The following is a 21,172-nucleotide window of genomic DNA, read 5'->3' on the forward strand; positions in this document are numbered from 1 at the left end:
CCCCCGACGAGTCGAGCTCGGCGTCCTCCCCCACCCCCGCACAGTCGTACGGATCCTTCAGCCAACCGTCCGGCAGAACAACCCTGTTGTTGCCGGAGGTACGCCCCCGCGGACCGTCGGCATCGCTGGGCCACGGCTGATCGAGGTCCAACTCGTCCAGCCCGGCGCGCAGTTCATCCAGCGACGACGTGACCGCCAGCCGCCGCCGCATCGCGCTGCCGACCGCGAAGCCCTTCAGGTACCAGGCGACATGCTTGCGGAAGTCGACGACACCCTTCGACTCGTCGCCGATCCACTCGCCGAGCAGCGTGGCATGGCGCACCATGACGTCGGCGACCTCACGCAGCGACGGCCGCGCGACGTCCTCCGTACGCCCCTCGAACGCCGCCACCAGGTCCGCGAACAGCCACGGCCGCCCCAGGCAGCCCCGCCCCACGACCACCCCGTCGCACCCGGTCGCGCGCACCATCCGCAACGCGTCCCCCGCCGACCAGATGTCACCGTTACCCAGCACCGGAATCTCGGGCACATGCTCCTTGAGCCGAGCGATGGCGTCCCAGTCGGCGGTGCCCCCGTAGTGCTGCGCGGCCGTCCGCCCGTGCAGGGCGATGGACGTCACACCCTCCTCCACGGCGATACGACCGGCGTCCAGGTAGGTGATGTGGTCGTCGTCGATGCCCTTGCGCATCTTCATCGTGACCGGCAGATCCCCGGCCCCGGACACGGCTTCCCGCAGGATCGCGCGGAGCAGGTTGCGCTTGTACGGCAGCGCCGACCCACCCCCCTTGCGCGTCACCTTCGGCACCGGGCACCCGAAGTTCAGGTCGATGTGGTCGGCCAGGTCCTCCTCCGCGATCATGCGGACGGCCTTGCCGACGGTCGCGGGGTCGACGCCGTACAGCTGGATCGAACGCGGTGTCTCGCTCGCGTCGAAGTGGATGAGCTGCATGGTCTTCTCGTTGCGCTCGACCAGCGCCCGCGTCGTGATCATCTCGCTGACGAACAACCCCTTGCCACCGCTGAACTCCCGGCACAGCGTACGGAAGGGAGCATTCGTGATCCCGGCCATCGGCGCCAGGACGACGGGCGGCTGGACGGTGTGCGGGCCGATCTGCAACGGCGTGACGGTGGTCTCGGGCATTCCCCCATTGTCACGCACCCCGAGGGGTCCCCAATGTCACGCACCCCGAGGGGTACCCGAAGCAGGATCCCGGTACAGGCCATTAGTTAGCTGCACTATTAGTTAGACACACTATCGAAGCAGTCGTACGATGGGTCGCATGCCCGAGCTCAGCCAACGCCGACGCCTCCTGGTCCTCGCGATCTGCTGCATGAGCCTGCTGATCGTCAGCCTCGACGTCACCATCCTGAACGTCGCGCTCCCCTCGATCCGCGACGACCTGCACGCGAGCACGTCCGGCCTGCAGTGGACGATCGACGCCTACACCCTGGTCCTCGCCTCGCTGCTGATGCTCTCCGGCTCGACGGCGGACCGGATCGGCCGCAGGCGCGTCTTCATGACCGGCCTGGTCGTGTTCATCGCCGGCTCGGTCCTGTGCTCGCTCGCGCCGAGCCTCGACGCACTGATCGCCTTCCGGGTGATCCAGGCGGTCGGCGGCTCGATGCTCAACCCGGTCGCCATGTCGATCATCACCAACACCTTCACGGACCCCCGGGAGCGCGCCCGCGCGATCGGCGTGTGGGGCGCGGTCGTCGGCATATCGTTCGCCGCGGGACCGCTGATCGGCGGTCTGCTCGTGCAGTCGGTGGGCTGGCGCTCGATCTTCTGGATCAACCTGCCGGTGGGGCTCGCGGCACTGCTGCTCACCCTGACGTTCGTCCCCGAGTCCCGCGCCCCCAAGGGCCGCCGCCCCGACCCCGTCGGACAGCTGCTGGTCATCGCGCTGTTCGCCGGACTGACGTACGCGATCATCCAGGCACCTGAGTCCGGCTTCGGCTCGGTGCTGCCGTTCGCGGTCGTCGCGCTGGCGGCCCTCCTCGGGCTCCTGTGGTACGAGCCCCGTCGCGACGAACCCCTCATCGACCTGCGGTTCTTCCGTTCGCCGCCGTTCAGCGGGGCGACGGTGACAGCGATCAGCGCGTTCGCGTCGCTGGGCGGCTTCCTCTTCCTCTCGACGCTGTACCTGCAGAACGTACGAGGGCTGGACGCGCTGCACGCGGGCATGTGGATGCTGCCGATCGCCCTGCCGATCATGCTGTGCGCGCCGCTCTCGGGCCGTCTGGTGGGCAACCGCGGTCCGCGGCTGCCGCTGCTGGTCGCCGGAGCGGCGATGACGGCGAGCGCGCTGCTGTTCGCGGCGTTCCAGGCGGAGACGTCCGACGTCACGCTGTTCCTCGGATACGTGCTGTTCGGCGTCGGATTCGGCTTCATCAACGCGCCGATCACCAACACGGCGGTCTCGGGGATGCCGCGGGCTCAGGCGGGCGTCGCGGCGGCCGTGGCCTCCACGAGCCGCCAGCTGGGGCAGACGCTGGGGGTCGCCGTCATCGGGGCGGTGCTGGCGTCCGGGGTCGGATCGTCGTCGTACAAGGAGGCGTTCGTCTCCGCGTCGGTACCGGCGTGGTGGATCGTCGTCGGATGCGGGGTCGCCGTGTTCGTCCTCGGGGCGCTGACCACCGGCCGGCGGGCCCGACGGGCCGCGGCCCGGGTGGCCGACCAGCTGGAGTCGGTCGAGGTACGCGAAGCGGCGGGCGTGAACGCGTAGGCGTAGCGGCGGTCAGCGGGCGCCCGCCCGCTCCAGGGCGAGTGCGTGGAGCTTCTCCAGTCGCTCCCTCGACTCCTCGTCCGCCGGGGCGTACGTCACGATGCGCGGGCCCAGTTCGGGGCCGAGCCACAGATCGGTGTGGTCGACGCTGATCCGCCCGACGTACCGGTTGTCGAACTCCTTGCGCTTGGTGCGGTGGGCCTGCACCTCGTGCCGCTCCCAGTTCTCACGGAACTCCGCCGACTCCGCGCGCAGCCGCTTGAGCAGCATCTTCCAGGCGGGCTCGGCGAGATGCGCGGCCATCGTGGCCCGGAACCGGGCGGCCATCAGCCGCTGGGTGTCCCGAAGGTGCACGATCGAGGAGCGCCACTCCTCGTGCGTGTAGGACAGGACCAGGCAGTTGCGGTCCTCGGGCGGCACCGCGTCGAGGTCGCACAGCAGCAGGCCGTAGGTCCGGTTGTAGGCGAGGATGTCGTACCGGCTGTTCTGCACACAGGCCGGGACCGGCTCCAGGTGCTCCAGGACGGCCCGCACCCCGGGGGTGATCGACGGGCACGTGGTGGTCGGCGTCGGGTCGGTCTGTCCGGCCAGCTGGAAGAGGTGCGCGCGCTCGCTGGGGTCGAGGAAGAGGGTGCGGGCCAGGGCGTCCAGTACCTGGACGGAGACCTGGATGTCCCTCGCCTGTTCGAGCCACGTGTACCAGGTGACGCCGACCGAGGCGAGCTGCGCGACCTCCTCGCGGCGCAGCCCCGGGGTGCGGCGCCGGGTGCCGCGGGGCAGCCCGACCTGCTCGGGGGTGATGTGCTCGCGGCGGTGGCGCAGGAAGGCGGCCAGCTCGTGCCGCCGTATCGCTGCCGCCGAGGTCTCCGAGGGCGTCTCCTGGGCCATGGTCGTCATACTCCCAGCCTGCCGCCTCACGCATCCTGTTGCCAGGTACTCCTTCTACCAGGATAAGAAGACTCTGGTACCCGTCTGAGCGCGGGCGCACGCTCGAGGCGTGACCGAAACCATCACTTCACGCACCGTCCGATCCCCGGTGGCGCCACCGGCGCTCAGCGGCCTCGGGCTCTTCACCGTGCTGCTGGCAGCGGCACTTCCCCTCATCGACTTCTTCATCGTCAACGTCGCCCTGCCCACCATCGGCCAGGACCTGCACGCGAGCGAGTCCGTGCTGGAACTGGTCGTCGCCGGGTACGGGCTCGCGTACGCCGTCCTGCTCGTCCTCGGCGGACGGCTCGGCGACCTGTTCGGCCGGCGCCGTCTCTTCCTCGGCGGCATGGCGGCCTTCGGCCTGACCTCGCTGGCCTGCGGTCTCGCGCCGAGCGCCTGGACGCTGGTCGCGGCGCGGGTCGCGCAGGGCGCGGCGGCCGCCGCGATGCTGCCGCAGGTCCTCGCCACCATCCAGGCGGCCACCGCCGGGCCCCGCCGGGCCAGGGCCATGGGCCTGTACGGCGCCACGGCCGGCCTGTCGATGGTCGCCGGGCAGATCCTCGGCGGCGTCCTGGTGGCGGCCGACGTCTGGGGCACCGGCTGGCGCTCGGTGTTCCTGGTGAACGTCCCGGTCGTCGTCCTGGGCCTGGTCCTGGCGGCCCGGGGCGTGCCCGAGACCCGCTCCCAGCACCCCGAGCCGGTCGACGGCCCCGGCACCGTCCTGCTCACCGCCTCACTGCTCGCCCTGCTGGCCCCGCTCACCGAGGGCCGCACGGCCGGCTGGCCGCTGTGGACCTGGCTGTCGCTGGCGGCGTTCCCCTTCGTCGCGGCGGCGTTCTACGCGGTGGAGCGCCGGGCCGACCGCCGGGGCCGTACGCCCCTGGTCCCGCCGAGCCTGTTCCGGCTGACCTCGCTGCGCCGCGGTCTGGTGATGATCGTGCCGTTCTCGGTCGGCTTCAGCGGCTTCATGTTCGTCATCGCGGTGGCGCTGCAGCGCGGTGCGGGGCTGGGCCCGGTCCCGGCGGGGCTGGCGCTCGCGCCGATGGCCGTCGTGTTCTTCTTCGTCTCGCTGGCCGGTCCCCGGCTGGTCGCGCGGTACGGCACCCGGGTCGTGACGGCCGGCGGGCTGCTGCAGGGGGTCGGCGTGGGGCTGATGGCGCTGGCGGCCTGGCGGTCCTGGCCGGACCTCGGCTTCGTCGAACTGCTTCCCGGCGCGGCCCTCGCGGGTGCCGGGCAGGCGCTCCAACTCCCCATCGTCTTCCGGGTCGTGCTCTCCGAGGTGGAGCCCGCGCGGGCCGGCGTCGGCAGCGGCGTGATGATGACGACCCAGCAGTCGGCCCTGGCCCTCGGGGTGGCCGCGCTCGGCACCCTGTTCCTGTCCCTGGTCCCGGCCCTGGGCATGCGCGACGCCCTGGTCACCACGCTCCTGGCCCAACTGGGCTGCGTCGCCCTGACCTGCCTGCTGAGCCTGCGCCTGCCGCGCACCATCGGCTGACGCAGATGTGAGGAAAGGCCACAGCTCGGTCAACTCATCGTGGAAGGCCCCCTGTTGATGTTGGTCTTGCTGCACACTCCTGTGGCGGAGGCGAGACATCATGCTGGAGATCAACACGAGCAAGGTGAGCCGCTGGGACCAGCACGGACGGGAACACGTCGTCCACGTGCGGCGCACCGGAGTACAGCGCACCATCAGATGCGACACCTGCGGCTGGCGCCAGGGCGCCCAGTTCCTGCCCTGGCTGAAGGCGGAGGAACACCTGGCCGAGGCGCACCAGGCGACCGTGGACCCGTCGGACGCGTAGGGCCGTACCAGCGATGAGTTTCCGGCGTGCCGCCAGTCGTAGGCCGTACGACCGACTCGCACCGGAAGGCGACCCATGAGCGCTCTGTACGACACCCTGCGACGCCATGTCGACCGAGGAGCGGTGCCGGGCGCCGTGGGGCTGGTGGCCCGCGGTGCCGATGTGGAGGTGGTGGCCGTCGGTTCGGTGGACGCCGGCGGCACCGCTCCGATGGCCCGCGACTCGATCTTCCGTATCGCCTCCATCACCAAGCCGATCACCGCGGCGGCCGTGCTGATGCTGGTCGAGGACGGCCTGCTCGCGCTGGACGCGCCGGTCGAGGAGTGGCTGCCGGAACTGGCGAAGCCGCTGGTGGTGCGGACGCCGGAGGCCCCTGTCGAGGACGTGGTGCCGGCCGCCCGTCCCATCACCGTCGAGGACCTGCTCAGCTCCCGCACCGGCTGGGGCTTCCCCTCCGACTTCACCCTCCCCGCCGTCCAGGCGCTGTTCGAGGTGCAGAAGGACGGCCGTCACCTCCAGGACTGGCCGGACCACGACACCTGGCTCCGCCCTCTCGCGCAGGTGCCGATGCTGTACCAACCGGGCGAGTCCTGGCTCTACGGCACCTCCTCCGACCTCCAGGGCATCCTGATCGCGCGGGCGTCGGGCCGCAGCCTGGCGGAGTTCCTGGCCGAGCGGATCTTCGAGCCGCTGGGCATGACGGACACGGCGTTCGAGGTGCCGGCCACCAAGCGGCACCGCTTCACGACGGCCTACGACCCGGCTCCCGACGGCACGCTGGGGGTGTCGGACACTCCGGACGGCGAGTTCGCCCACGCCCCGCGCTTCCTGTCCGGCGGCGGAGGCCTGGCCTCCACGGCCGACGACTGGCTGGCCTTCGCCCGCATGCTCCTCGACGCGGGCGGCGGCCTGCTCAGCCCCACCTCGGTCAGCCGGATGACCACCAACCACCTCACGGCCGAACAGCGCGAGCGCGTCACCCTCTTCCTGGAGGGCCAGGGCTGGGGGTACGGCGGCCAGGTCGACGTGACCCCGGCCGACCCCTGGAACGTCCCGGGCCGTTACGGCTGGGTCGGCGGATCCGGCACCGCGGCCCAGATCGTCCCGCAGACCGGCACGGTCTCGGTCCTGCTGACCCAGGTGGCGATGACCGGCCCGACACCGACCCCGCTCATGCGGGACTTCTGGCGGTGCGTGGCCGGAGTCTAGGCTCCGGGGCCCTTCAGGCCGTGTACGCACAGGTCGACCAGTGCCTCGAACTCCGCCTGCGCGCCCGGCCGTTCCCACTCCTTGGCGTAACAGGGGTCGTGGAAGCGGCCGGTGGCCTGGAAGAGGGCGAGGGCGGTGGTCGCCGGGTCCTCGGCGGTGAAGACGCCCGCGTCGACGCCGGCCCGCACCAGTTCCGTCAACTGGCCGGTCAGCTCGGCGAGATGGGTGCCGACGGCCCCGCCGTTCTCACCGGTGAGGACCGTGTACGTGGCGAACAGCTCCGGGTCGGCGCCCGCCTTGCGGCGCTTGGCGGCGAACAGGGCGGCGAGCCACGCCCGCACCCGCTCCTCCGGGCCCCGGCCGGTGTCCGCGACGATGCCGGCCAGCACCTCGGTCGTGCGGTCCAGCCAGCGCTTCGTCACGGCTTCCCGCAGCGCCGCCTTGGTGCGGAAGTGCCGGTAGACGCTGCCATGGCTGACGCCGAGCGCGCGGGCCACGTCCACCACGGTGGCCTTGGCGGGGCCGTAGCGGCGCAGCACCTCCTCGGTCGCTTCGAGGATGCGCTCGGCGGTCAGGGTCTCGGGAGACGGTGCCATGGCTAGACGGTACCCGGCGCCGTGATCAGCGCTCGCTGTCGAGCATCGCCATCTGCGCGGGGGCGTACCGTTCGCCGGCGGCCGCGTCCGCCGGCACGGCGGTCTCGATGGCGGCGAGGTCGGCCGCGTCCAGGGTCACCTCCACGGCGCCCAGCGCCTCGGCGAGCCGCTCCCGGGTGCGGGCGCCGATCAGCGGCACGATGTCCTCGCCCCGGGACAGCGCCCAGGCGATGACGATCTGCGCGACGGAGACGCCCTTCTGTTCCGCGATCTTGCGCAGGGACTCGACCAGCGTGAGGTTGTGCCGCAGGTTCTCGCCCTGGAAGCGGGGGGTGTGGGCGCGGAAGTCAGCAGCGGCGAAGCTCTGGTCCGCCGAGACATGGCCGGAGATCAGTCCACGGGCGAGCACGCCGTACGCGGTGACGGCGATGCCCAGCTCACGCAGTGTGGGCAGGATCTCCCGCTCGGGGCCGCGGGAGATGAGCGAGTACTCGATCTGGAGGTCGGCGATCGGAGCGGTGGCGGCGGCCCGGCGGATGGTCTCCGCGCCGACCTCGCTCAGCCCGATGTGCCGGACGTACCCCGCCTCGACGAGTTCGGCGATCGCGCCGACGGTCTCCTCGATCGGCACGGCCGGGTCGAGCCGGGCGGGGCGGTAGACGTCGATGTGGTCGACGCCGAGGCGTTGGAGGGAGTAGGCGGCCCAGGTCTTCACGGCGGCGGGCCGAGCGTCGTAGCCGAGCCAGGTGCCGTCCGGGGTGCGCTGGGCGCCGAACTTCACACTGATCAGGGCGTTCTCCCGCAGGGCGGCGGGGGCGGTGCGCAGGGCCTCGCTGATCAGCAGTTCGTTGTGGCCCATGCCGTAGAAGTCGCCGGTGTCGAGCAGGGTCACGCCGGCCTCCAGGGCGGCGTGGATGGTGGCGATGGACTCGGCACGGTCCGAGTCCCCGTACATGCCGGACATGCCCATGCAGCCGAGGCCGAGGGCGGAGACCAGGGGGCCGGTGGTTCCAAGGTTTCGGGTTCGCAGCGTCATACGACCACCCTCACATAACAGCTGACAGATTTCAATATCTGTCAGTCAATACCTCGCCACCTCGCCACCTCGAACTGGTCCAGACCTATTGACGAAAGGTCTGGACCGTTGCACTGTCATGCCTACGACACCTCACCGCACCCCCACCGGGAGGCCCGTATGCTCCGCCGCACCCTGGCCCTGCTCACCACCGCCCTCGCGACCGCGGCACTCACCCAGCTCCCCCTGGCGCCCGCCGCCTCGGCCGCCGACACCTGCGCGGTGAAGTCGCGGCCCGCCGGCAAGGTCCTGCAGGGCTACTGGGAGAACTGGGACGGCTCCGCCAACGGCGTCCACCCGCCCTTCGGCTGGACGCCGATCACCGACTCCCGAATCGCCGCCCACGGCTACAACGTGATCAACGCGGCCTTCCCCGTGATCCGTTCCGACGGCACGGCCCTGTGGGAGGACGGCATGGACGCGGGCGTGAAGGTGGCGACCCCCGCGGAGATGTGCGCGGCGAAGGCGTCCGGGCAGACGATCCTGCTGTCGATCGGCGGCGCCGCGGCCGGCATCGACCTCAGCTCGCGGACGGTGGCCGACCGCTTCGTGGCGACGATCGTGCCGATCCTGAAGAAGTACAACTTCGACGGCATCGACATCGACATCGAGACGGGCCTGGTCGGCAGCGGCAGCATCACCCAGCTCTCCGCCTCCCAGGCCAACCTGATCCGCGTCATCGACGGGGTGCTGGCGAAGATGCCGTCCAACTTCGGCCTGACGATGGCCCCGGAGACGGCCTACGTCACCGGCGGCAGCATCACCTACGGCTCCATCTGGGGCGCCTACCTGCCGATCATCAAGAAGTACGCCGACAACGGCCGTCTGTGGTGGCTGAACATGCAGTACTACAACGGCAGCATGTACGGCTGCTCAGGCGACTCCTACTCGGCCGGCACGGTCGCGGGCTTCACCGCCCAGACGGACTGCCTCAACAAGGGCCTGACCGTGCAGGGCACGACGGTGAAGGTGCCGTACGACAAGCAGGTCCCGGGCCTGCCCGCCCAGTCCGGCGCGGGTGGCGGCTACATGTCGCCCTCCCTGGTCTCCCAGGCCTGGAAGCACTACGGCAGCTCGCTCAAGGGCCTGATGACCTGGTCGATCAACTGGGACGGCTCGAAGAACTGGACCTTCGGCAACAACGTGAAGTCGCTGCAGGGCCGCTAACGCGCCGTCAGCGCCAGCTTCGCGCCCAGCGCCACGAAGGACCCCGCGAAGCTCCGCCGCAGCCACGTCATCACCCGCGGCCGTGAGGTGACGTGGCTGCGGACCGAGGCGGCCAGCACCCCGTAGAGGGCGAAGACGACGAACGTCGCCAGCATGAACACACCGCTCAGGCCCAGCATGGCCGGCAGGGCGTGCGGGGCGGCCGGGTCCACGAACTGTGGCAGGAACGCGAAGAAGAAGATCGTCAGCTTCGGGTTGAGCAGATTGATCAGCACCCCCCGCACGATCACGCGCCCCGCGGAGCGCGGCGTGGCCCCCTCGTCGACGTCGATGGCGCGCCGGTCCCGCAGGGTCGCCCAGGCCATGTACAGCAGATAGCCGACTCCGGCGTACTTGACGACCTGGAAGGCCGCGGCGCTCGCGTTCAGCAGGGCCGCGAGCCCGGTCACGGTGGCCAGCACGTGCGGCACGATGCCGAGCGTGCACGCGAAGGCGGCGACCACGCTCGCCCGCCGGCCGTGCGACAGCCCGGCGGCGAGGGTGTAGACGACGCCGGTGCCGGGGGTGGCGACGACGACCAGGGTGGTGAGGAGGAAGGCGAGACTCATGGGTCCAGCCTGGTGACGGAGCGGCCCCCGATACAGGGCCAATGCGAGACCTGTATCGGGGGCCACGGACGAACTCCGGGACGCTGGGGCCACCCTGCGGGCTGCCCCGCGTCGGCGGCTACGCGCCGACCAGACGACCGGCCAGGTAGCCCTCGATCTGGTCCAGCGACACGCGCTCCTGCTTCATCGAGTCCCGCTCGCGCACCGTCACCGCGTTGTCCTCGAGGGTGTCGAAGTCGACCGTCACGCAGTACGGCGTGCCGATCTCGTCCTGGCGGCGGTAGCGGCGGCCGATGGCGCCGGCGTCGTCGAACTCGATGTTCCAGTGCTGCCGCAGGGCCTGGGCGAGGCCCTTGGCCTTCGGGGACAGCTCGGGGTTGCGGGAGAGCGGGAGCACCGCGACCTTGACCGGGGCCAGCCGGTGGTCGAGGCGCAGCACCGTGCGCTTCTCCAGCTTGCCCTTGGCGTTGGGGGCCTCGTCCTCGACGTAGGCGTCGAGCAGGAACGCCAGCATCGCGCGGCCGACACCGGCCGCGGGCTCGATGACGTACGGCGTCCAGCGCTCCTGGGCCTCCTGGTCGTAGTAGACGAGGTCCTGGCCGGAGGCCTTGGAGTGGGCCGTGAGGTCGTAGTCGGTGCGGTTGGCCACACCCTCGAGCTCGCCCCACTCGTTGCCGCCGAACTGGAAGCGGTACTCGATGTCAGCGGTGCGCTTGGAGTAGTGGGAGAGCTTCTCCTTCGGGTGCTCGTACCACCGCATGTTCTCCTCGCGCAGGCCGAGACCGGTGTACCAGTTCCAGCGCTGCTCCATCCAGTACTCCTGCCACTTCTCGTCCTCGCCCGGCTTGACGAAGAACTCCATCTCCATCTGCTCGAACTCGCGGGTGCGGAAGATGAAGTTGCCGGGCGTGATCTCGTTGCGGAAGGACTTGCCCATCTGCGCGATGCCGAACGGCGGCTTCTTGCGGGCGGCGGTCTGCACCAGGGCGAAGTTGGTGAAGATGCCCTGCGCGGTCTCGGGGCGCAGGTAGGCGATGGAGCCGCTGTCCTGGGTGGGGCCGAGGTGCGTGGAGAGCAGGCCCGAGAACTGCTTGGGCTCGGTGAACTGGCCCTTGTTGCCGCAGTTGGGGCAGTTGACGTCGGCCAGGCCGTTCTCCGGGAGGCGGCCGTGCTTGGCCTCGTAGGCCTCCTCCAGGTGGTCGGCGCGGAACCGCTTGTGACAGGAGGTGCACTCGGTCAGCGGGTCCGTGAAGGTGGCGACGTGGCCGGAGGCGACCCAGACCTCGGGGGCCAGGATCACGGACGAGTCGAGACCGACCACGTCCTCGCGCGACGTCACCATGTAGCGCCACCACTGGCGCTTCAGGTTCTCCTTGAGCTCGACACCCAGCGGTCCGTAGTCCCAGGCGGCGCGCTGGCCGCCGTAGATCTCACTGCAGGGGAATACGAAGCCACGGCGCTTGCTCAGGCTGACGATGGTGTCGATCTTGTCGGCGGCCACGGTGCTCTCTTCATTACGACGACGGGCGACGAAGCGAGACGCTTCAGAGCGAATGCTTCAGGGTACCGGCGGGGGCTCCCCCTCAATCAAATCGGTTCCGGTCGGATCGTTTGTTGACAACGGTTTCCATCTCCGATGAAAATGACTGTCATGAACGTACGACGACAGCACATAACCGGCGTGGCCGTGGCGGCCGTCACCGCCCTCGGCCTCTCCACCCTCTCGGCCTGCTCCTCCGACAGTGCCGCCGCGGCCGGCGACGGCAGGTTCGACGTCGTCGCGTCGTTCTATCCGATGGCCTTCCTCGCCGAGGAGATCGGCGGCGCCCACGTCCATGTCACCAGCCTCACCCAGCCCGGCCAGGAGCCGCACGACCTGGAGATCAGCGCGAAGCAGACCGCGCAGCTGCAGGAGTCCGACGCGGTGCTCTACCTGAAGAACCTCCAGCCCTCCGTCGACGACGCCGTGGCCCAGTCCGACGTGAGGACGAAGATCGACGCCGCCTCCCTCACCTCGCTGGAGAAGCACGGCAACGAGGTCGGCGGCCACGCGGCCTCCCACGACGACTCCGAGAACGAGGATCTGGCCGGCCTCGACCCGCACATCTGGCTCGACCCGGTGCGCTACGCCCAGGTCGCCGAGGGAGTGGGCGCCGCCTTCGAGAAGGCCGACCCGAAGAACGCGGCCGACTACAAGAAGAACACCGCGGCCCTGGTGCAGAAGCTCGACGAGCTGAACAAGCGGTTCGAGGACGGGCTCGCGCACACCAAGTCCAAGGTCTTCATCACCACTCACGCCGCCTTCGGCTACCTCGCCGAGCGCTACGGCCTGACCGAGGAGGCCATCAACGGCCTCGACCCCGAGTCCGAGCCGAGCGCGGCACGCGTACGCGCCCTGGAGCGGATGGCGAAGGCCGACCACGTCACCACGGTCTTCTACGAGACCCTCGTCAGCGACAAGACCGCGAAGACCATCGCCTCCGACGCCGGCCTGAGGACGGACGTCCTGGACCCGATCGAGGGCATCACCGCCAAGTCCCGCGGCAAGGACTACTTCTCCGTGCAGGAGGCCAACCTCAAGGCGCTGCAGACGGCCCTGGGGACGAAGTGACACCCAAGGACGCGGAGGACGGCATGACCGAACCCGTCATATCCCTGCGGGGCGTCAGCGCCGAGCTGGCCGCGCGCCCCGTCCTGCGCGGCATCGACCTCACCGTGGCACGCGGGGAGGTCGTCGCGCTGCTCGGCGCCAACGGCTCCGGCAAGTCGACGGCGGTCCGGACGATCATCGGCCAGGTGCCGGTGAGCGCCGGGGAGATCGAGCTGTTCGGGACACCGAGGAGGCGGTTCCGGGACTGGGCGCGCGTGGGGTACGTACCGCAGCGCACCACGGCCGCGGGCGGTGTCCCGGCCACCGTCACCGAGGTCGTCTCCTCGGGACGGCTCTCCCGGGCCCGCTTCGGCGTCCTGCGCAGGGCGGACCACGCGGCCGTGCGCCGGGCGCTGGAACTGGTCGGGATGGCGGACCGGGCCAAGGACTCCGTGAACGCCCTCTCCGGCGGCCAGCACCAGCGCGTGCTGATCGCCCGCGCGCTCGCCGCCGAACCCGAACTGCTGATCATGGACGAGCCGATGGCGGGCGTGGACCTGGCGAGCCAGGAGGTGCTGGCGCGGACGCTCAGGGAGCAGGTGGCGGCCGGTTCGACCGTCCTGCTCGTCCTGCACGAACTCGGGCCGCTGGAGCCGCTGATCGACCGCGCGGTCGTGCTCCGCGACGGCTGCGTGACGCACGACGGACCGCCGCCGCCCGCGCTCGGGCAGCACGCCCTTCCCGGCCACGACCACGTACATCCCCACGGGCCGATCCGCACGGGGCTGCTGAGCTGATGGGACTGTGATGGACTTCCTCGACTACGCCTTCATGCAGCGAGCCCTGCTCGCCGCCGTCCTGGTCGGCGTCACGGCCCCGGCGATCGGCATCTACCTCGTCCAGCGCCGCCAGGCCCTGATGGGCGACGGCATCGGGCATGTCGCGATGACGGGTGTCGGCCTCGGCTTCCTGCTCTCGGCCTCCCCCGTGTGGATGGCGACCCTCACGTCCGTGCTGGGCGCGATCCTCATGGAGCTCATCCGCTGGTACGGCCGCACCCGTGGCGACATCGCCCTCGCCATGCTCTTCTACGGCGGTATGGCGGGCGGGGTGATGTTCATCAACCTCGCGCCCGGCGGCTCCAACGCGAACCTGACGTCGTACCTCTTCGGCTCGCTCTCGACGGTCTCGCAGTCGGACGTGACGGCGATCTGTCTGCTGGCGGGCTTCGTCGTGCTGGTCACCCTCGGTCTGCGCCGGCAGCTGTTCGCGGTGAGCCAGGACGAGGAGTTCGCGCGGGTGACGGGGCTGCCGGTGCGGGCGCTGAACCTGCTCACCGCCGTCACGGCGGCCGTGACGGTGACGGTCGCGATGCGGGTGGTGGGACTGCTGCTGGTCAGCGCGCTGATGGTGGTGCCGGTCGCCGCGGCCCAGCAGCTCAGCCGGAGCTTCGCGGCCACCTTCGCGATCGCGGTGGCCATCGGGGTGTCCGTGACCCTCGGCGGCACGATCACCTCGTACTACCAGGACGTGCCGCCCGGGGCGACGATCGTGCTGCTGACCATCGCGGCCTTCGTCCTGCTGACCGCCCTCGCCGCCCCTCTCGCCCGCCGCCGCGCCCGTGCGGCCGCCGGGGGGTTGCCCGCCGGCGACCCCGTGGAGTGCGCGATTCCGGCCAGTCGGGAGGCCGGGGGGAAGGTCGGCGTCTGACCGCCCACAGCCCGGGCTGGCACAATGACCGGGCAGGCGCAGACGCGATGCTCGTGAAGGAGGAACCGGTGACGACCGCTGGACCGCCCGTGAAGGGCCGTGCCACCCGGCAGCGGGCCGCCGTGGCGGCGGCCCTGGACGAGGTCGACGAGTTCCGCAGCGCGCAGGAGCTTCACGACATGCTCAAGCACAAGGGCGACTCGGTCGGCCTCACCACGGTCTACCGCACGCTCCAGTCCCTCGCCGACGCCGGTGAGGTCGACGTCCTGCGCACCTCCGACGGCGAGTCGGTCTACCGCCGCTGCTCGACCGGCGAGCACCACCACCACCTGGTCTGCCGCATCTGCGGCAAGGCGGTGGAGGTGGAGGGCCCCGCGGTCGAGAAATGGGCGGAGGCCATCGCCGCCGAACACGGCTACGTCAACGTGGCCCACACGGTCGAGATCTTCGGCACCTGCGCGGACTGCGCCGAGGCGTCGAGGAACTGAGGGCTCAGACCCGGGTCAGGTTGCGGTCGAGGATCTCCCGCAGCCTGTCCACATCGGCGGGATCCTTCAGGCCGCGCTTGGGCAGCACGGTGAAGCAGCTGGCGTTCTTGTCGTCGCTGTAGGTGAAGAACGCCTCCGGCGTCTCCCGGTAGCGGGGCTGCGCGGCCCACTGGAGAGAGGTCGTGCTGTTGTCGTTGGCCATCGTCAGCCCGCCGTCCGCCACGGCCACGCGGTAGGTGCCGTTGCGGTTCGCCAGCTTGAGGAACGCGCGGGCCTGGAGGCGGGGCACCAGGAGCAGCAGAACCCCGACCACGGGCAGCCAGACCATCATGAACCAGTCGGGCTTCTCACTGCCCGCCACCGCGAGCCCGGCGTTCAGCACGAAGGCGAACGCCACGAGACCGAGCGCCCATCTCCGCATCCACCCCCGCCGCTTCAGCCGAAGGCGCTCCCGCAGCACTCCGGTGAAATCCCCTATGACGTGCTGATACACCAGCTCGATCACGCCCTGTTCGGCGTCCCGCCCCATGTCCATGGAGCGGGATGGTACAGGCGCTCGGCATCGGCCAGGTGATCGACATCAGTCGCGGCAGTGCTTCACGACGTGGTGTCGTCGCCCCTCATCGCCGCCTCCATGGCGAGCAGTTCCTCGTTCGGCACGGCGCCGCCGAAGCGGCGGTCGCGGGAGGCGAACTCCACGCAGGCCCGCCACAGGTCACGGCGGTCGAAGTCCGGCCAGAGCACGTCCTGGAAGACCATCTCGGCGTAGGCGCTCTGCCAGAGCAGGTAGTTGGAGGTGCGCTGCTCGCCGCTGGGCCGCAGGAACAGGTCCACGTCCGGCATGTCCGGGTAGTACAGGTACTTGGCGAGGGTCTTCTCGGTGACCTTCGACGGGTCCAGCCGGCCGGCCTTCACGTCCTCGGCGAGGGCCTGCGCGGCGTCCGCGATCTCGGCCCGGCCGCCGTAGTTCATGCAGAAGTACAGCGTCAGCCGGTCGTTGTCCTTCGTCTGTTCCTGGGCGACCTGGAGCTCCTTGGCGACCGACTTCCACAGCTTGGGCATCCGGCCCACCCAGCGCACCCGGACGCCGAGTTCGTCGAGCGTGTCCCGGCTCTTGCGGATGAAGTCGCGGTTGAAGTTCATCAGGAAGCGGACCTCGTCGGGCGAGCGCTTCCAGTTCTCGGTGGAGAAGGCGTACAGCGAGATGCTGCCGACGCCCATCTCGATCGCGCCCTGCAGCACGTCCACCACGCGCTCGGCGCCGACCTTGTGGCCCTCGGTGCGGGGCAGTCCGCGCTGCTTGGCCCAGCGGCCGTTCCCGTCCATGACGATCGCCACATGGTTCGGGACCAGCTCACCCGGGAGCTTCGGCGCGCGGGCACCCGACGGGTGCGGCTCCGGCGCCTTGTACTCGCGACGCCGGCTTCCCAGGATCCCGCGTACGACCATGTGCTTCTCGTCTCCTCTTACCGCTTACTTCTCTACGTAACGAAGCGAACGCAGTCCGCGTTCCAGATGCCAGTGCAGATACGCGGACACCAGCCCGCTCCCCTCCCGGACGTACCGCGGCTCGCACGCGTCCGCGGTCTCCCAGTCTCCCGTAAGCAGCGCGCCGAGGAGGTCCAGGGTCTGCGGAGACGGTACGACACTGCCGGCCACCCGGCAGTCGGCGCAGATCGAGCCGCCGGAGGCGACGGAGAAGAACCGGTTCGGCCCGGGCAGCCCGCACTTGGCGCAGTCGCTGAAGCTGGGCGCGTAGCCGTTGACGGCGAGGGAGCGCAGCAGGAAGGCGTCGAGGACGAGGTGCGGGGCGTGCTCGCCGCGGGCCAGCGTCCGCAGGGCGCCGACGAGCAACAGGTACTGCTGGACCGCCGGCTCGCCCTCGTGGTCGGTGAAGCGCTCGGCGGTCTCCAGCATGGCGGTGCCCGCGGTGTAGCGGGCGTAGTCGCTCACGATCCCCCCGCCGTAGGGGGCGATGGTCTCGCTCTGGGTGCACAGCGGCAGCCCGCGCCCCACCAGCTCGCTCCCCCGCGCGAAGAACTGCACGTCGACATGGGAGAAGGGTTCGAGCCGCGCCCCGAACTTCGACTTGGTCCGCCGCACACCGCGGGCCACGGCCCGCACCCGCCCGTGCCCGCGCGTGAGCAGCGTGATGATGCGGTCCGCCTCACCGAGCTTCTGGGTGCGCAGCACGATGCCGTCGTCGCGGAACAGGCTCATGGGCCCCATTCTCGCCCACCGCGGGGGCCTCCCGCACAGCCCCCGGATCGGCGTCCCACTCCTTCCCACCGCCGAAGGGTCTCAGCTGGACGTACGGCCCCTCATGGCCCATCACGATCCCGGCCTTCCCGGTACGCGTGTCCACGACATGACTGCCGACCGGTGGTTTGGGGGGCTTCATTTCCTCTCCTTAACGACCGTAAAAAAAGCGACTCGGAATTCCGGGCGGAGGTGAGACCCGGCACTCCAGCGTGCTTCCCCTTTCTTTTTTGATTTCACGCTTTTGCTGCCGATAACGGCGTACGGCCCCTAAAATCGGCAGGAGTCTGCGCACTTCACGCGTCTGACGGAGGGACAGCGGGACAGCGGAATTCACCGGGGCCGTACGGACACCAGTCCGGCCTCGTACGCCAGGATGACAAGCTGGACGCGGTCCCGTGCGTCGAGTTTGGTCAGCAGACGGGTGAGGTAGGTCTTCGCCGTCGCGACGCTGATGCACAGCTCGGCCGCGATCTCCGTGTTGGACAGGCCGGAGCCGACCAGGGTGAGGACCTCGCGTTCGCGGTCCGTGATGCCGGTCAGTTCCCGGTGGCCGACGGCCGGTTCGGGGCGTGCGGCGAAGTCGTGGATGAGGCGGCGGGTCACGCTCGGCGCGATCAGCGCGTCACCGGCCGCCACGACCCGTACCGCGCCGATGATGTCGTCCAGCCCCATGTCCTTGACCAGGAAGCCGGACGCGCCGGCCCGGAGGGCGCCGTAGACGTGGTCGTCGTCGTCGAAGGTGGTCAGGACGACCACCCGGGCGTCGGAGCCGGAGGCGGTGATGCGGCGGGTGGCCTCGATGCCGTCCATGCCCGGCATGCGGATGTCCATGACGACGACATCCGGGGCGAGTTCGGCCGTCAGCCGTACGGCCTCCGTGCCGTTCGCCGCCTCGCCGACCACCTCCACGTCATCGAGCTCGGCCATCACCATGCTCAGCGCGGTGCGGATGAGTTCCTGGTCGTCGGCGAGGACGACCCGTACCGCCCGGTCCGTCACCGCACGCCCGCCGGTACCGGCAGCCGTGCCGCGACCCGGAAACCGCCCTCGGGGCGCGGGGCCGCCGTGAACTCCCCGTGCAGCAGGGCGACCCGCTCGCGCATCCCGGCCAGGCCGAAGCCGGTGTCGGTGGAGGCGCCGTGGCCGCGGCCCTCGTCGGTGATCTCGAGGGTGAGGTCGTCTTCGGTGTAGCGCAGGGTGACCTGGCACCGGGGGGTTCCCGCGTGCCGGACCACGTTCGTCACCGACTCCTGGACGATCCGGAACGCCGACAGGTCGATCTCCGGCGGGAGCCGGCGGGGCTCGCCGAGGCGCCGTACCTCCACCCGTACTCCCGCCGCGGTCGTCGTGGCCGCCAGGCGGTCGACGTCGTCCAGGCCCGCCGGGATCGCGTCGCCGGCGCCGCCGTCGTCCGCCGCGCGCAGCGCGACCAGCATGCGGCGCAGGCCGGCCAGTGTCTCGCGGCCCTCGTTCTCCACCGCCCGCATGGCCGCGAGTGCCGCCTCGGGGCGGGTCCCGGCCACCCGGGCCGCGGCACCGGCCTGGAGGGCGATGATGCCGATGCTGTGGGCGACGGTGTCGTGCATCTCGCGGGCTATGCGCAGCCGTTCGGCGGTGACGGCCCGGTCCGCGTGCTCGGCGCTCAGGCGTTCGGCGTGCAGGCGGGACTGGCGGCTGGAGTTGCCGAGCAGCCAGGCGATGACGGTGACGAGCGCGACGGCCAGTTCGGGTCCCGTGCCGGCGACCCAGCCGCACAGCATCCGCACCGACACGTAGACGGCCAGGGTGCCGACCGCCAGGGTCAGGGCAATGAGCGCGGTGCGCCGGGCGTGGGCCGCGGCGACGAAGTACAGCGCGACGATCGTGGTGAGGTACTGCGCCATGGGGAGTTCCCCCACGCCGAGGGTGGTCGTCTCGACGACAGCGGCGAGGATCGTCCACGTCAGCGCCCGGAGCGGTCCGCGCTGCAGCAGCCCGCCGCCCCGGAAGGCCATCGCGGTGGACAGCGCCAGGAACAGCATGCCGTCCCAGCGGTAGAGCTGGACCGCCGGCCACTGGCTCGGCTCCAGTTCACCGGGCAGCCGGAACGTCGTCAGGAGCGTGAACAGCGTGCTCACGCACCACACGATCGCCGTCCAGTCACCCGGCGACAGACGCTTGAGCAGGGGCTGCGGAGGCGGCATGGCGGACATGCCGTGATCGTAGGCGGCCCCTCCCGCGCCGGTCATCGGCCCGGGGACGTACAACCACGGTCGACAGCCGGGCCGGACGAGTGTCAGCGTCCGCCCGATGCCCGGGACCAGCCGCCCGCGCGACCGTGGTCCGCATGATCGAAGTCGAACAGCTCACCAAGAGGTACGGCCCCACGACCGCCGTACGCGACCTGTCCTTCACCGTCCGCCCCGGCCATGTCACCGGCTTCCTCGGCCCGAACGGCGCGGGCAAGACCACGACCCTGCGGATGCTGCTGGGCCTCGTCGAGCCGACGTCCGGCACGGCGACGATCAGCGGCCACTCCTTCCGCCGCCATCCGCGCGGCCTGCACCACGTCGGCGCCCTCCTCGACGCGCACGACGTGCACGGCGGCCGCAGCGCGCGGGCCCATCTGCACGCGCTGGCCCGCGGCAACCGGATCCCGCGCCGCCGGGTGGACGAGGTGCTCGCCGAGGTCGGTCTCACCGACGCGGCGGCCCGGCGCCGGGTCGGCACCTTCTCGCTCGGCATGAAGCAGCGGCTGGGCATCGCGGCCGCCCTGCTCGGCGACCCGCCGGTGCTGATGTTCGACGAACCCCTCAACGGACTCGATCCGGAAGGGGTGTTGTGGGTGCGGGAGCTGTTCCGGCGGCTGGCCCACGAGGGCCGTACCGTCCTCGTCTCCAGTCACCTCATGTCCGAGATGGAGCACACCGCCGACGAACTGGTCGTCATCGGCCGGGGTGAGCTGATCGCCGCCGAGAGCCTGGCCGGCTTCGCCGCGCGCGGTACCGCGCCGACCGTGACGGTGCGCACGCCGGACGCCGGTCCGCTGGCCGCCGTACTGGAGGCGGAGGGCGCGGAGGTGGCGCCCCACGACGTGGAGACGCTGAAGGTGAGCGGGGTGAGTGCGGTGCGGGTCGGTGAGATCGCCCATGAGCACCGCTTCCTGCTCTGGGAGTTGTCGACGTCCGCCGCCTCCCTGGAGACCGCGTTCATGGAACTGACCGCCGACCGTGTCGAGTACCTCGCCGGAGACCGCCGATGACCGCGCTCGCCCCGCCCGCCGCCCGCTTCACCGACCTGCTGGCCGCCGAGTGGATCAAACTCCGTTCCCTGCGCTCCACTTACTGGGCCCTCGGTGCGAGCGCCCTGGCCCTGGTCGCCTTCAACACGAACGCGGCCCGCGCGGACTACGTCAACTACCCGCACTACGGCGGCCCGATCCACCGCGAGTTCGTCTACTGGGCGCTGCGGGACGCCTTCACCCAGGGCGCCGCCCTGATGCTGGTGCTGGCGTGCGCGGGCATCGGGGCGATCACGATCGTCGGCGAGTACGCGACGGGCCTGATCCGCACCACTTTCACCGCCGTCCCGGACCGCCGGGCGCTGGTCGCGGCGAAGGTGGCCGTGGTGACGGCGGTGATGACGCTGTACGGCGCGCTGGTCGCGGGCGTCTCCTTCGCGGCGACCCAGGCCGTTCTCGACGGCCGGGGCGCGGGCGTGTCGATCGGGTTCCCCGGCGCCTGGCGCGTGGTCGTGGCGTCGGCGCTGCTGGCACCGGTGAGCGCGCTGGTCGGCATGGGCATGGGGGCGCTGATCCGGCACAGCGCGACCACGATGGTCCTGACGACCCTCGTGCTGCTCCTGCTGCCGTCCTTCGTGACCGACACCTACCACTGGACGGCCTGCGTGCGTAACGCGCTGCCCTTCAACGCGTGGGTGCGGCTCGTCGACGTCGGATACGGCACCCAACCCTTCACCCTGGTCTCCAAGTACCCGACGACCGTCGCGGGCGGGTGGGTCGTGTTCGGGG

23 protein-coding genes are annotated in these 21,172 nt (G+C 70.8%); 11 read left to right on the plus strand and 12 right to left on the minus strand.

The window, feature by feature from the left end:
* The coding region (gene dusB, locus GRC12_RS25025; protein ID WP_208781603.1) for a tRNA dihydrouridine synthase DusB at positions 1–1,141 on the minus strand (1,141 nt) is incomplete at its 3' end.
* A gap of 139 nt (positions 1,142–1,280) precedes the next feature.
* On the opposite strand from dusB, the gene GRC12_RS25030 reads away from it, so the two are divergent.
* Complete coding sequence (locus GRC12_RS25030) at positions 1,281–2,726, plus strand: MFS transporter (protein WP_208781604.1); 1,446 nt, start codon at positions 1,281–1,283, stop codon at positions 2,724–2,726.
* 12 nt (positions 2,727–2,738) lie between these two features.
* Here the strand turns inward: GRC12_RS25030 and GRC12_RS25035 are convergent, their stop codons facing one another.
* A complete protein-coding gene (locus GRC12_RS25035; protein WP_208781605.1) occupies positions 2,739–3,623 on the minus strand; it encodes a helix-turn-helix transcriptional regulator in 885 nt (294 codons plus the stop codon).
* A gap of 100 nt (positions 3,624–3,723) precedes the next feature.
* Here GRC12_RS25035 and GRC12_RS25040 point away from each other — a divergent pair, with 100 nt between their 5' ends.
* The 3 genes from GRC12_RS25040 (at position 3,724) to GRC12_RS25050 (ending at position 6,667) form a co-directional block, all read left to right on the plus strand.
* Entirely contained in the window at positions 3,724–5,151 is a 1,428-nt protein-coding gene (locus tag GRC12_RS25040; protein ID WP_208781606.1) for an MFS transporter, read from the plus strand.
* Between the two features lie 100 nt (positions 5,152–5,251).
* Positions 5,252–5,458, plus strand: a complete 207-nt coding sequence (locus GRC12_RS25045) for a hypothetical protein (protein WP_208781607.1) — start codon at positions 5,252–5,254, stop codon at positions 5,456–5,458.
* A gap of 75 nt (positions 5,459–5,533) precedes the next feature.
* A complete protein-coding gene (locus GRC12_RS25050) occupies positions 5,534–6,667 on the plus strand; it encodes a serine hydrolase domain-containing protein (protein ID WP_208781608.1) in 1,134 nt (377 codons plus the stop codon).
* Here the strand turns inward: GRC12_RS25050 and GRC12_RS25055 are convergent.
* Together GRC12_RS25055 and GRC12_RS25060 are read right to left on the minus strand one after the other, a co-directional pair.
* A complete protein-coding gene (locus GRC12_RS25055) occupies positions 6,664–7,263 on the minus strand; it encodes a TetR family transcriptional regulator (RefSeq protein ID WP_208781609.1) in 600 nt (199 codons plus the stop codon). The two genes, GRC12_RS25050 and GRC12_RS25055, sit on opposite strands and share 4 nt — an antisense overlap.
* Before the next feature lie 25 nt (positions 7,264–7,288).
* On the minus strand, positions 7,289–8,299 hold the full coding sequence (locus GRC12_RS25060) for an aldo/keto reductase (RefSeq protein ID WP_208781610.1): 1,011 nt from the start codon (positions 8,297–8,299) through the stop codon (positions 7,289–7,291).
* Positions 8,300–8,458: 159 nt separating this feature from the next.
* Here GRC12_RS25060 and GRC12_RS25065 point away from each other — a divergent pair, with 159 nt between their 5' ends.
* Positions 8,459–9,505: a chitinase gene (locus GRC12_RS25065; protein ID WP_208781611.1), complete on the plus strand. Its 1,047-nt coding sequence runs from the start codon at positions 8,459–8,461 to the stop codon at positions 9,503–9,505.
* Here the strand turns inward: GRC12_RS25065 and GRC12_RS25070 are convergent.
* The gene (locus GRC12_RS25070; protein WP_208781612.1) at positions 9,502–10,113 is read right to left on the minus strand and encodes a LysE family translocator; all 612 of its coding nucleotides are present in this window, start codon (positions 10,111–10,113) and stop codon (positions 9,502–9,504) included. The two genes, GRC12_RS25065 and GRC12_RS25070, sit on opposite strands and share 4 nt — an antisense overlap.
* 118 nt (positions 10,114–10,231) lie before the next feature.
* Positions 10,232–11,614, minus strand: a complete 1,383-nt coding sequence (locus tag GRC12_RS25075) for a glycine--tRNA ligase (RefSeq protein ID WP_208781613.1) — start codon at positions 11,612–11,614, stop codon at positions 10,232–10,234.
* A gap of 150 nt (positions 11,615–11,764) precedes the next feature.
* Between GRC12_RS25075 and GRC12_RS25080 the strand changes: the two genes are divergently transcribed.
* From GRC12_RS25080 to GRC12_RS25095, 4 genes are all read left to right on the plus strand, one after another.
* Positions 11,765–12,724, plus strand: coding sequence for a metal ABC transporter substrate-binding protein (locus GRC12_RS25080; protein WP_208781614.1), 960 nt, complete (start codon positions 11,765–11,767; stop codon positions 12,722–12,724).
* A gap of 23 nt (positions 12,725–12,747) precedes the next feature.
* Complete coding sequence (locus tag GRC12_RS25085) at positions 12,748–13,500, plus strand: metal ABC transporter ATP-binding protein (protein WP_208781615.1); 753 nt, start codon at positions 12,748–12,750, stop codon at positions 13,498–13,500.
* A gap of 10 nt (positions 13,501–13,510) precedes the next feature.
* Positions 13,511–14,413 carry a metal ABC transporter permease gene (locus GRC12_RS25090; protein WP_208781616.1) on the plus strand — a complete coding sequence of 301 codons (903 nt, stop codon included), beginning with the start codon at positions 13,511–13,513 and terminating at the stop codon, positions 14,411–14,413.
* 68 nt (positions 14,414–14,481) lie between these two features.
* A complete protein-coding gene (locus GRC12_RS25095) occupies positions 14,482–14,901 on the plus strand; it encodes a Fur family transcriptional regulator (protein ID WP_133041101.1) in 420 nt (139 codons plus the stop codon).
* A 4-nt stretch (positions 14,902–14,905) separates the two neighbouring features.
* Here the strand turns inward: GRC12_RS25095 and GRC12_RS25100 are convergent, their stop codons facing one another.
* The 6 genes from GRC12_RS25100 to GRC12_RS25120 form a co-directional block, all read right to left on the minus strand.
* Positions 14,906–15,436, minus strand: coding sequence for a YcxB family protein (locus GRC12_RS25100; RefSeq protein ID WP_208781618.1), 531 nt, complete (start codon positions 15,434–15,436; stop codon positions 14,906–14,908).
* A gap of 62 nt (positions 15,437–15,498) precedes the next feature.
* Complete coding sequence (locus GRC12_RS25105) at positions 15,499–16,350, minus strand: isoprenyl transferase (protein WP_208781619.1); 852 nt, start codon at positions 16,348–16,350, stop codon at positions 15,499–15,501.
* A 24-nt stretch (positions 16,351–16,374) separates the two neighbouring features.
* A complete protein-coding gene (recO, locus tag GRC12_RS25110) occupies positions 16,375–17,121 on the minus strand; it encodes a DNA repair protein RecO (protein ID WP_208781620.1) in 747 nt (248 codons plus the stop codon).
* Positions 17,069–17,302, minus strand: a complete 234-nt coding sequence (locus tag GRC12_RS45750) for a hypothetical protein (protein WP_240867539.1) — start codon at positions 17,300–17,302, stop codon at positions 17,069–17,071. Before GRC12_RS45750 ends, recO begins: the two co-directional genes overlap by 53 nt.
* 191 nt (positions 17,303–17,493) lie before the next feature.
* Positions 17,494–18,162: a response regulator gene (locus GRC12_RS25115; RefSeq protein WP_208781621.1), complete on the minus strand. Its 669-nt coding sequence runs from the start codon at positions 18,160–18,162 to the stop codon at positions 17,494–17,496.
* Positions 18,159–19,355 (minus strand): sensor histidine kinase, encoded by a 1,197-nt coding sequence (locus tag GRC12_RS25120; protein WP_244373736.1) that lies wholly within the window; start codon positions 19,353–19,355, stop codon positions 18,159–18,161. Before GRC12_RS25120 ends, GRC12_RS25115 begins: the two co-directional genes overlap by 4 nt.
* Positions 19,356–19,489: 134 nt before the next feature.
* Between GRC12_RS25120 and GRC12_RS25125 the strand changes: the two genes are divergently transcribed.
* Positions 19,490–20,404, plus strand: a complete 915-nt coding sequence (locus GRC12_RS25125; protein WP_208781623.1) for an ABC transporter ATP-binding protein — start codon at positions 19,490–19,492, stop codon at positions 20,402–20,404.
* A partial coding sequence (locus GRC12_RS25130) for an ABC transporter permease (RefSeq protein ID WP_208781624.1) occupies positions 20,401–21,172 on the plus strand: 772 nt, incomplete at its 3' end. The genes GRC12_RS25125 and GRC12_RS25130, both read left to right, overlap by 4 nt.

Origin of the sequence: Streptomyces griseorubiginosus (assembly GCF_017614965.1) — a bacterium.
Lineage (GTDB): Bacteria > Actinomycetota > Actinomycetes > Streptomycetales > Streptomycetaceae > Streptomyces > Streptomyces griseorubiginosus_B.

Excerpts from the sequence above, each read along its gene's own strand:
- GRC12_RS25060 (WP_208781610.1), bottom strand. The coding sequence starts at position 8,299 with ATGACGCTGCGAACCCGAAACCTTGGAACCACCGGCCCCCTGGTCTCC.
- GRC12_RS25030 (WP_208781604.1), top strand. The coding sequence starts at position 1,281 with ATGCCCGAGCTCAGCCAACGCCGACGCCTCCTGGTCCTCGCGATCTGC.
- GRC12_RS25105 (WP_208781619.1), bottom strand. The coding sequence starts at position 16,350 with ATGGTCGTACGCGGGATCCTGGGAAGCCGGCGTCGCGAGTACAAGGCG.
- GRC12_RS25090 (WP_208781616.1), top strand. The coding sequence starts at position 13,511 with ATGGACTTCCTCGACTACGCCTTCATGCAGCGAGCCCTGCTCGCCGCC.
- GRC12_RS25125 (WP_208781623.1), top strand. The coding sequence starts at position 19,490 with ATGATCGAAGTCGAACAGCTCACCAAGAGGTACGGCCCCACGACCGCC.
- GRC12_RS25120 (WP_244373736.1), bottom strand. The coding sequence starts at position 19,355 with ATGTCCGCCATGCCGCCTCCGCAGCCCCTGCTCAAGCGTCTGTCGCCG.
- GRC12_RS25035 (WP_208781605.1), bottom strand. The coding sequence starts at position 3,623 with ATGACGACCATGGCCCAGGAGACGCCCTCGGAGACCTCGGCGGCAGCG.
- GRC12_RS25050 (WP_208781608.1), top strand. The coding sequence starts at position 5,534 with ATGAGCGCTCTGTACGACACCCTGCGACGCCATGTCGACCGAGGAGCG.
- GRC12_RS25045 (WP_208781607.1), top strand. The coding sequence starts at position 5,252 with ATGCTGGAGATCAACACGAGCAAGGTGAGCCGCTGGGACCAGCACGGA.
- GRC12_RS25065 (WP_208781611.1), top strand. The coding sequence starts at position 8,459 with ATGCTCCGCCGCACCCTGGCCCTGCTCACCACCGCCCTCGCGACCGCG.
- recO (WP_208781620.1), bottom strand. The coding sequence starts at position 17,121 with ATGAGCCTGTTCCGCGACGACGGCATCGTGCTGCGCACCCAGAAGCTC.
- GRC12_RS45750 (WP_240867539.1), bottom strand. The coding sequence starts at position 17,302 with ATGAAGCCCCCCAAACCACCGGTCGGCAGTCATGTCGTGGACACGCGT.
- GRC12_RS25080 (WP_208781614.1), top strand. The coding sequence starts at position 11,765 with ATGAACGTACGACGACAGCACATAACCGGCGTGGCCGTGGCGGCCGTC.
- GRC12_RS25085 (WP_208781615.1), top strand. The coding sequence starts at position 12,748 with ATGACCGAACCCGTCATATCCCTGCGGGGCGTCAGCGCCGAGCTGGCC.
- GRC12_RS25055 (WP_208781609.1), bottom strand. The coding sequence starts at position 7,263 with ATGGCACCGTCTCCCGAGACCCTGACCGCCGAGCGCATCCTCGAAGCG.
- GRC12_RS25070 (WP_208781612.1), bottom strand. The coding sequence starts at position 10,113 with ATGAGTCTCGCCTTCCTCCTCACCACCCTGGTCGTCGTCGCCACCCCC.
- GRC12_RS25100 (WP_208781618.1), bottom strand. The coding sequence starts at position 15,436 with ATGGACATGGGGCGGGACGCCGAACAGGGCGTGATCGAGCTGGTGTAT.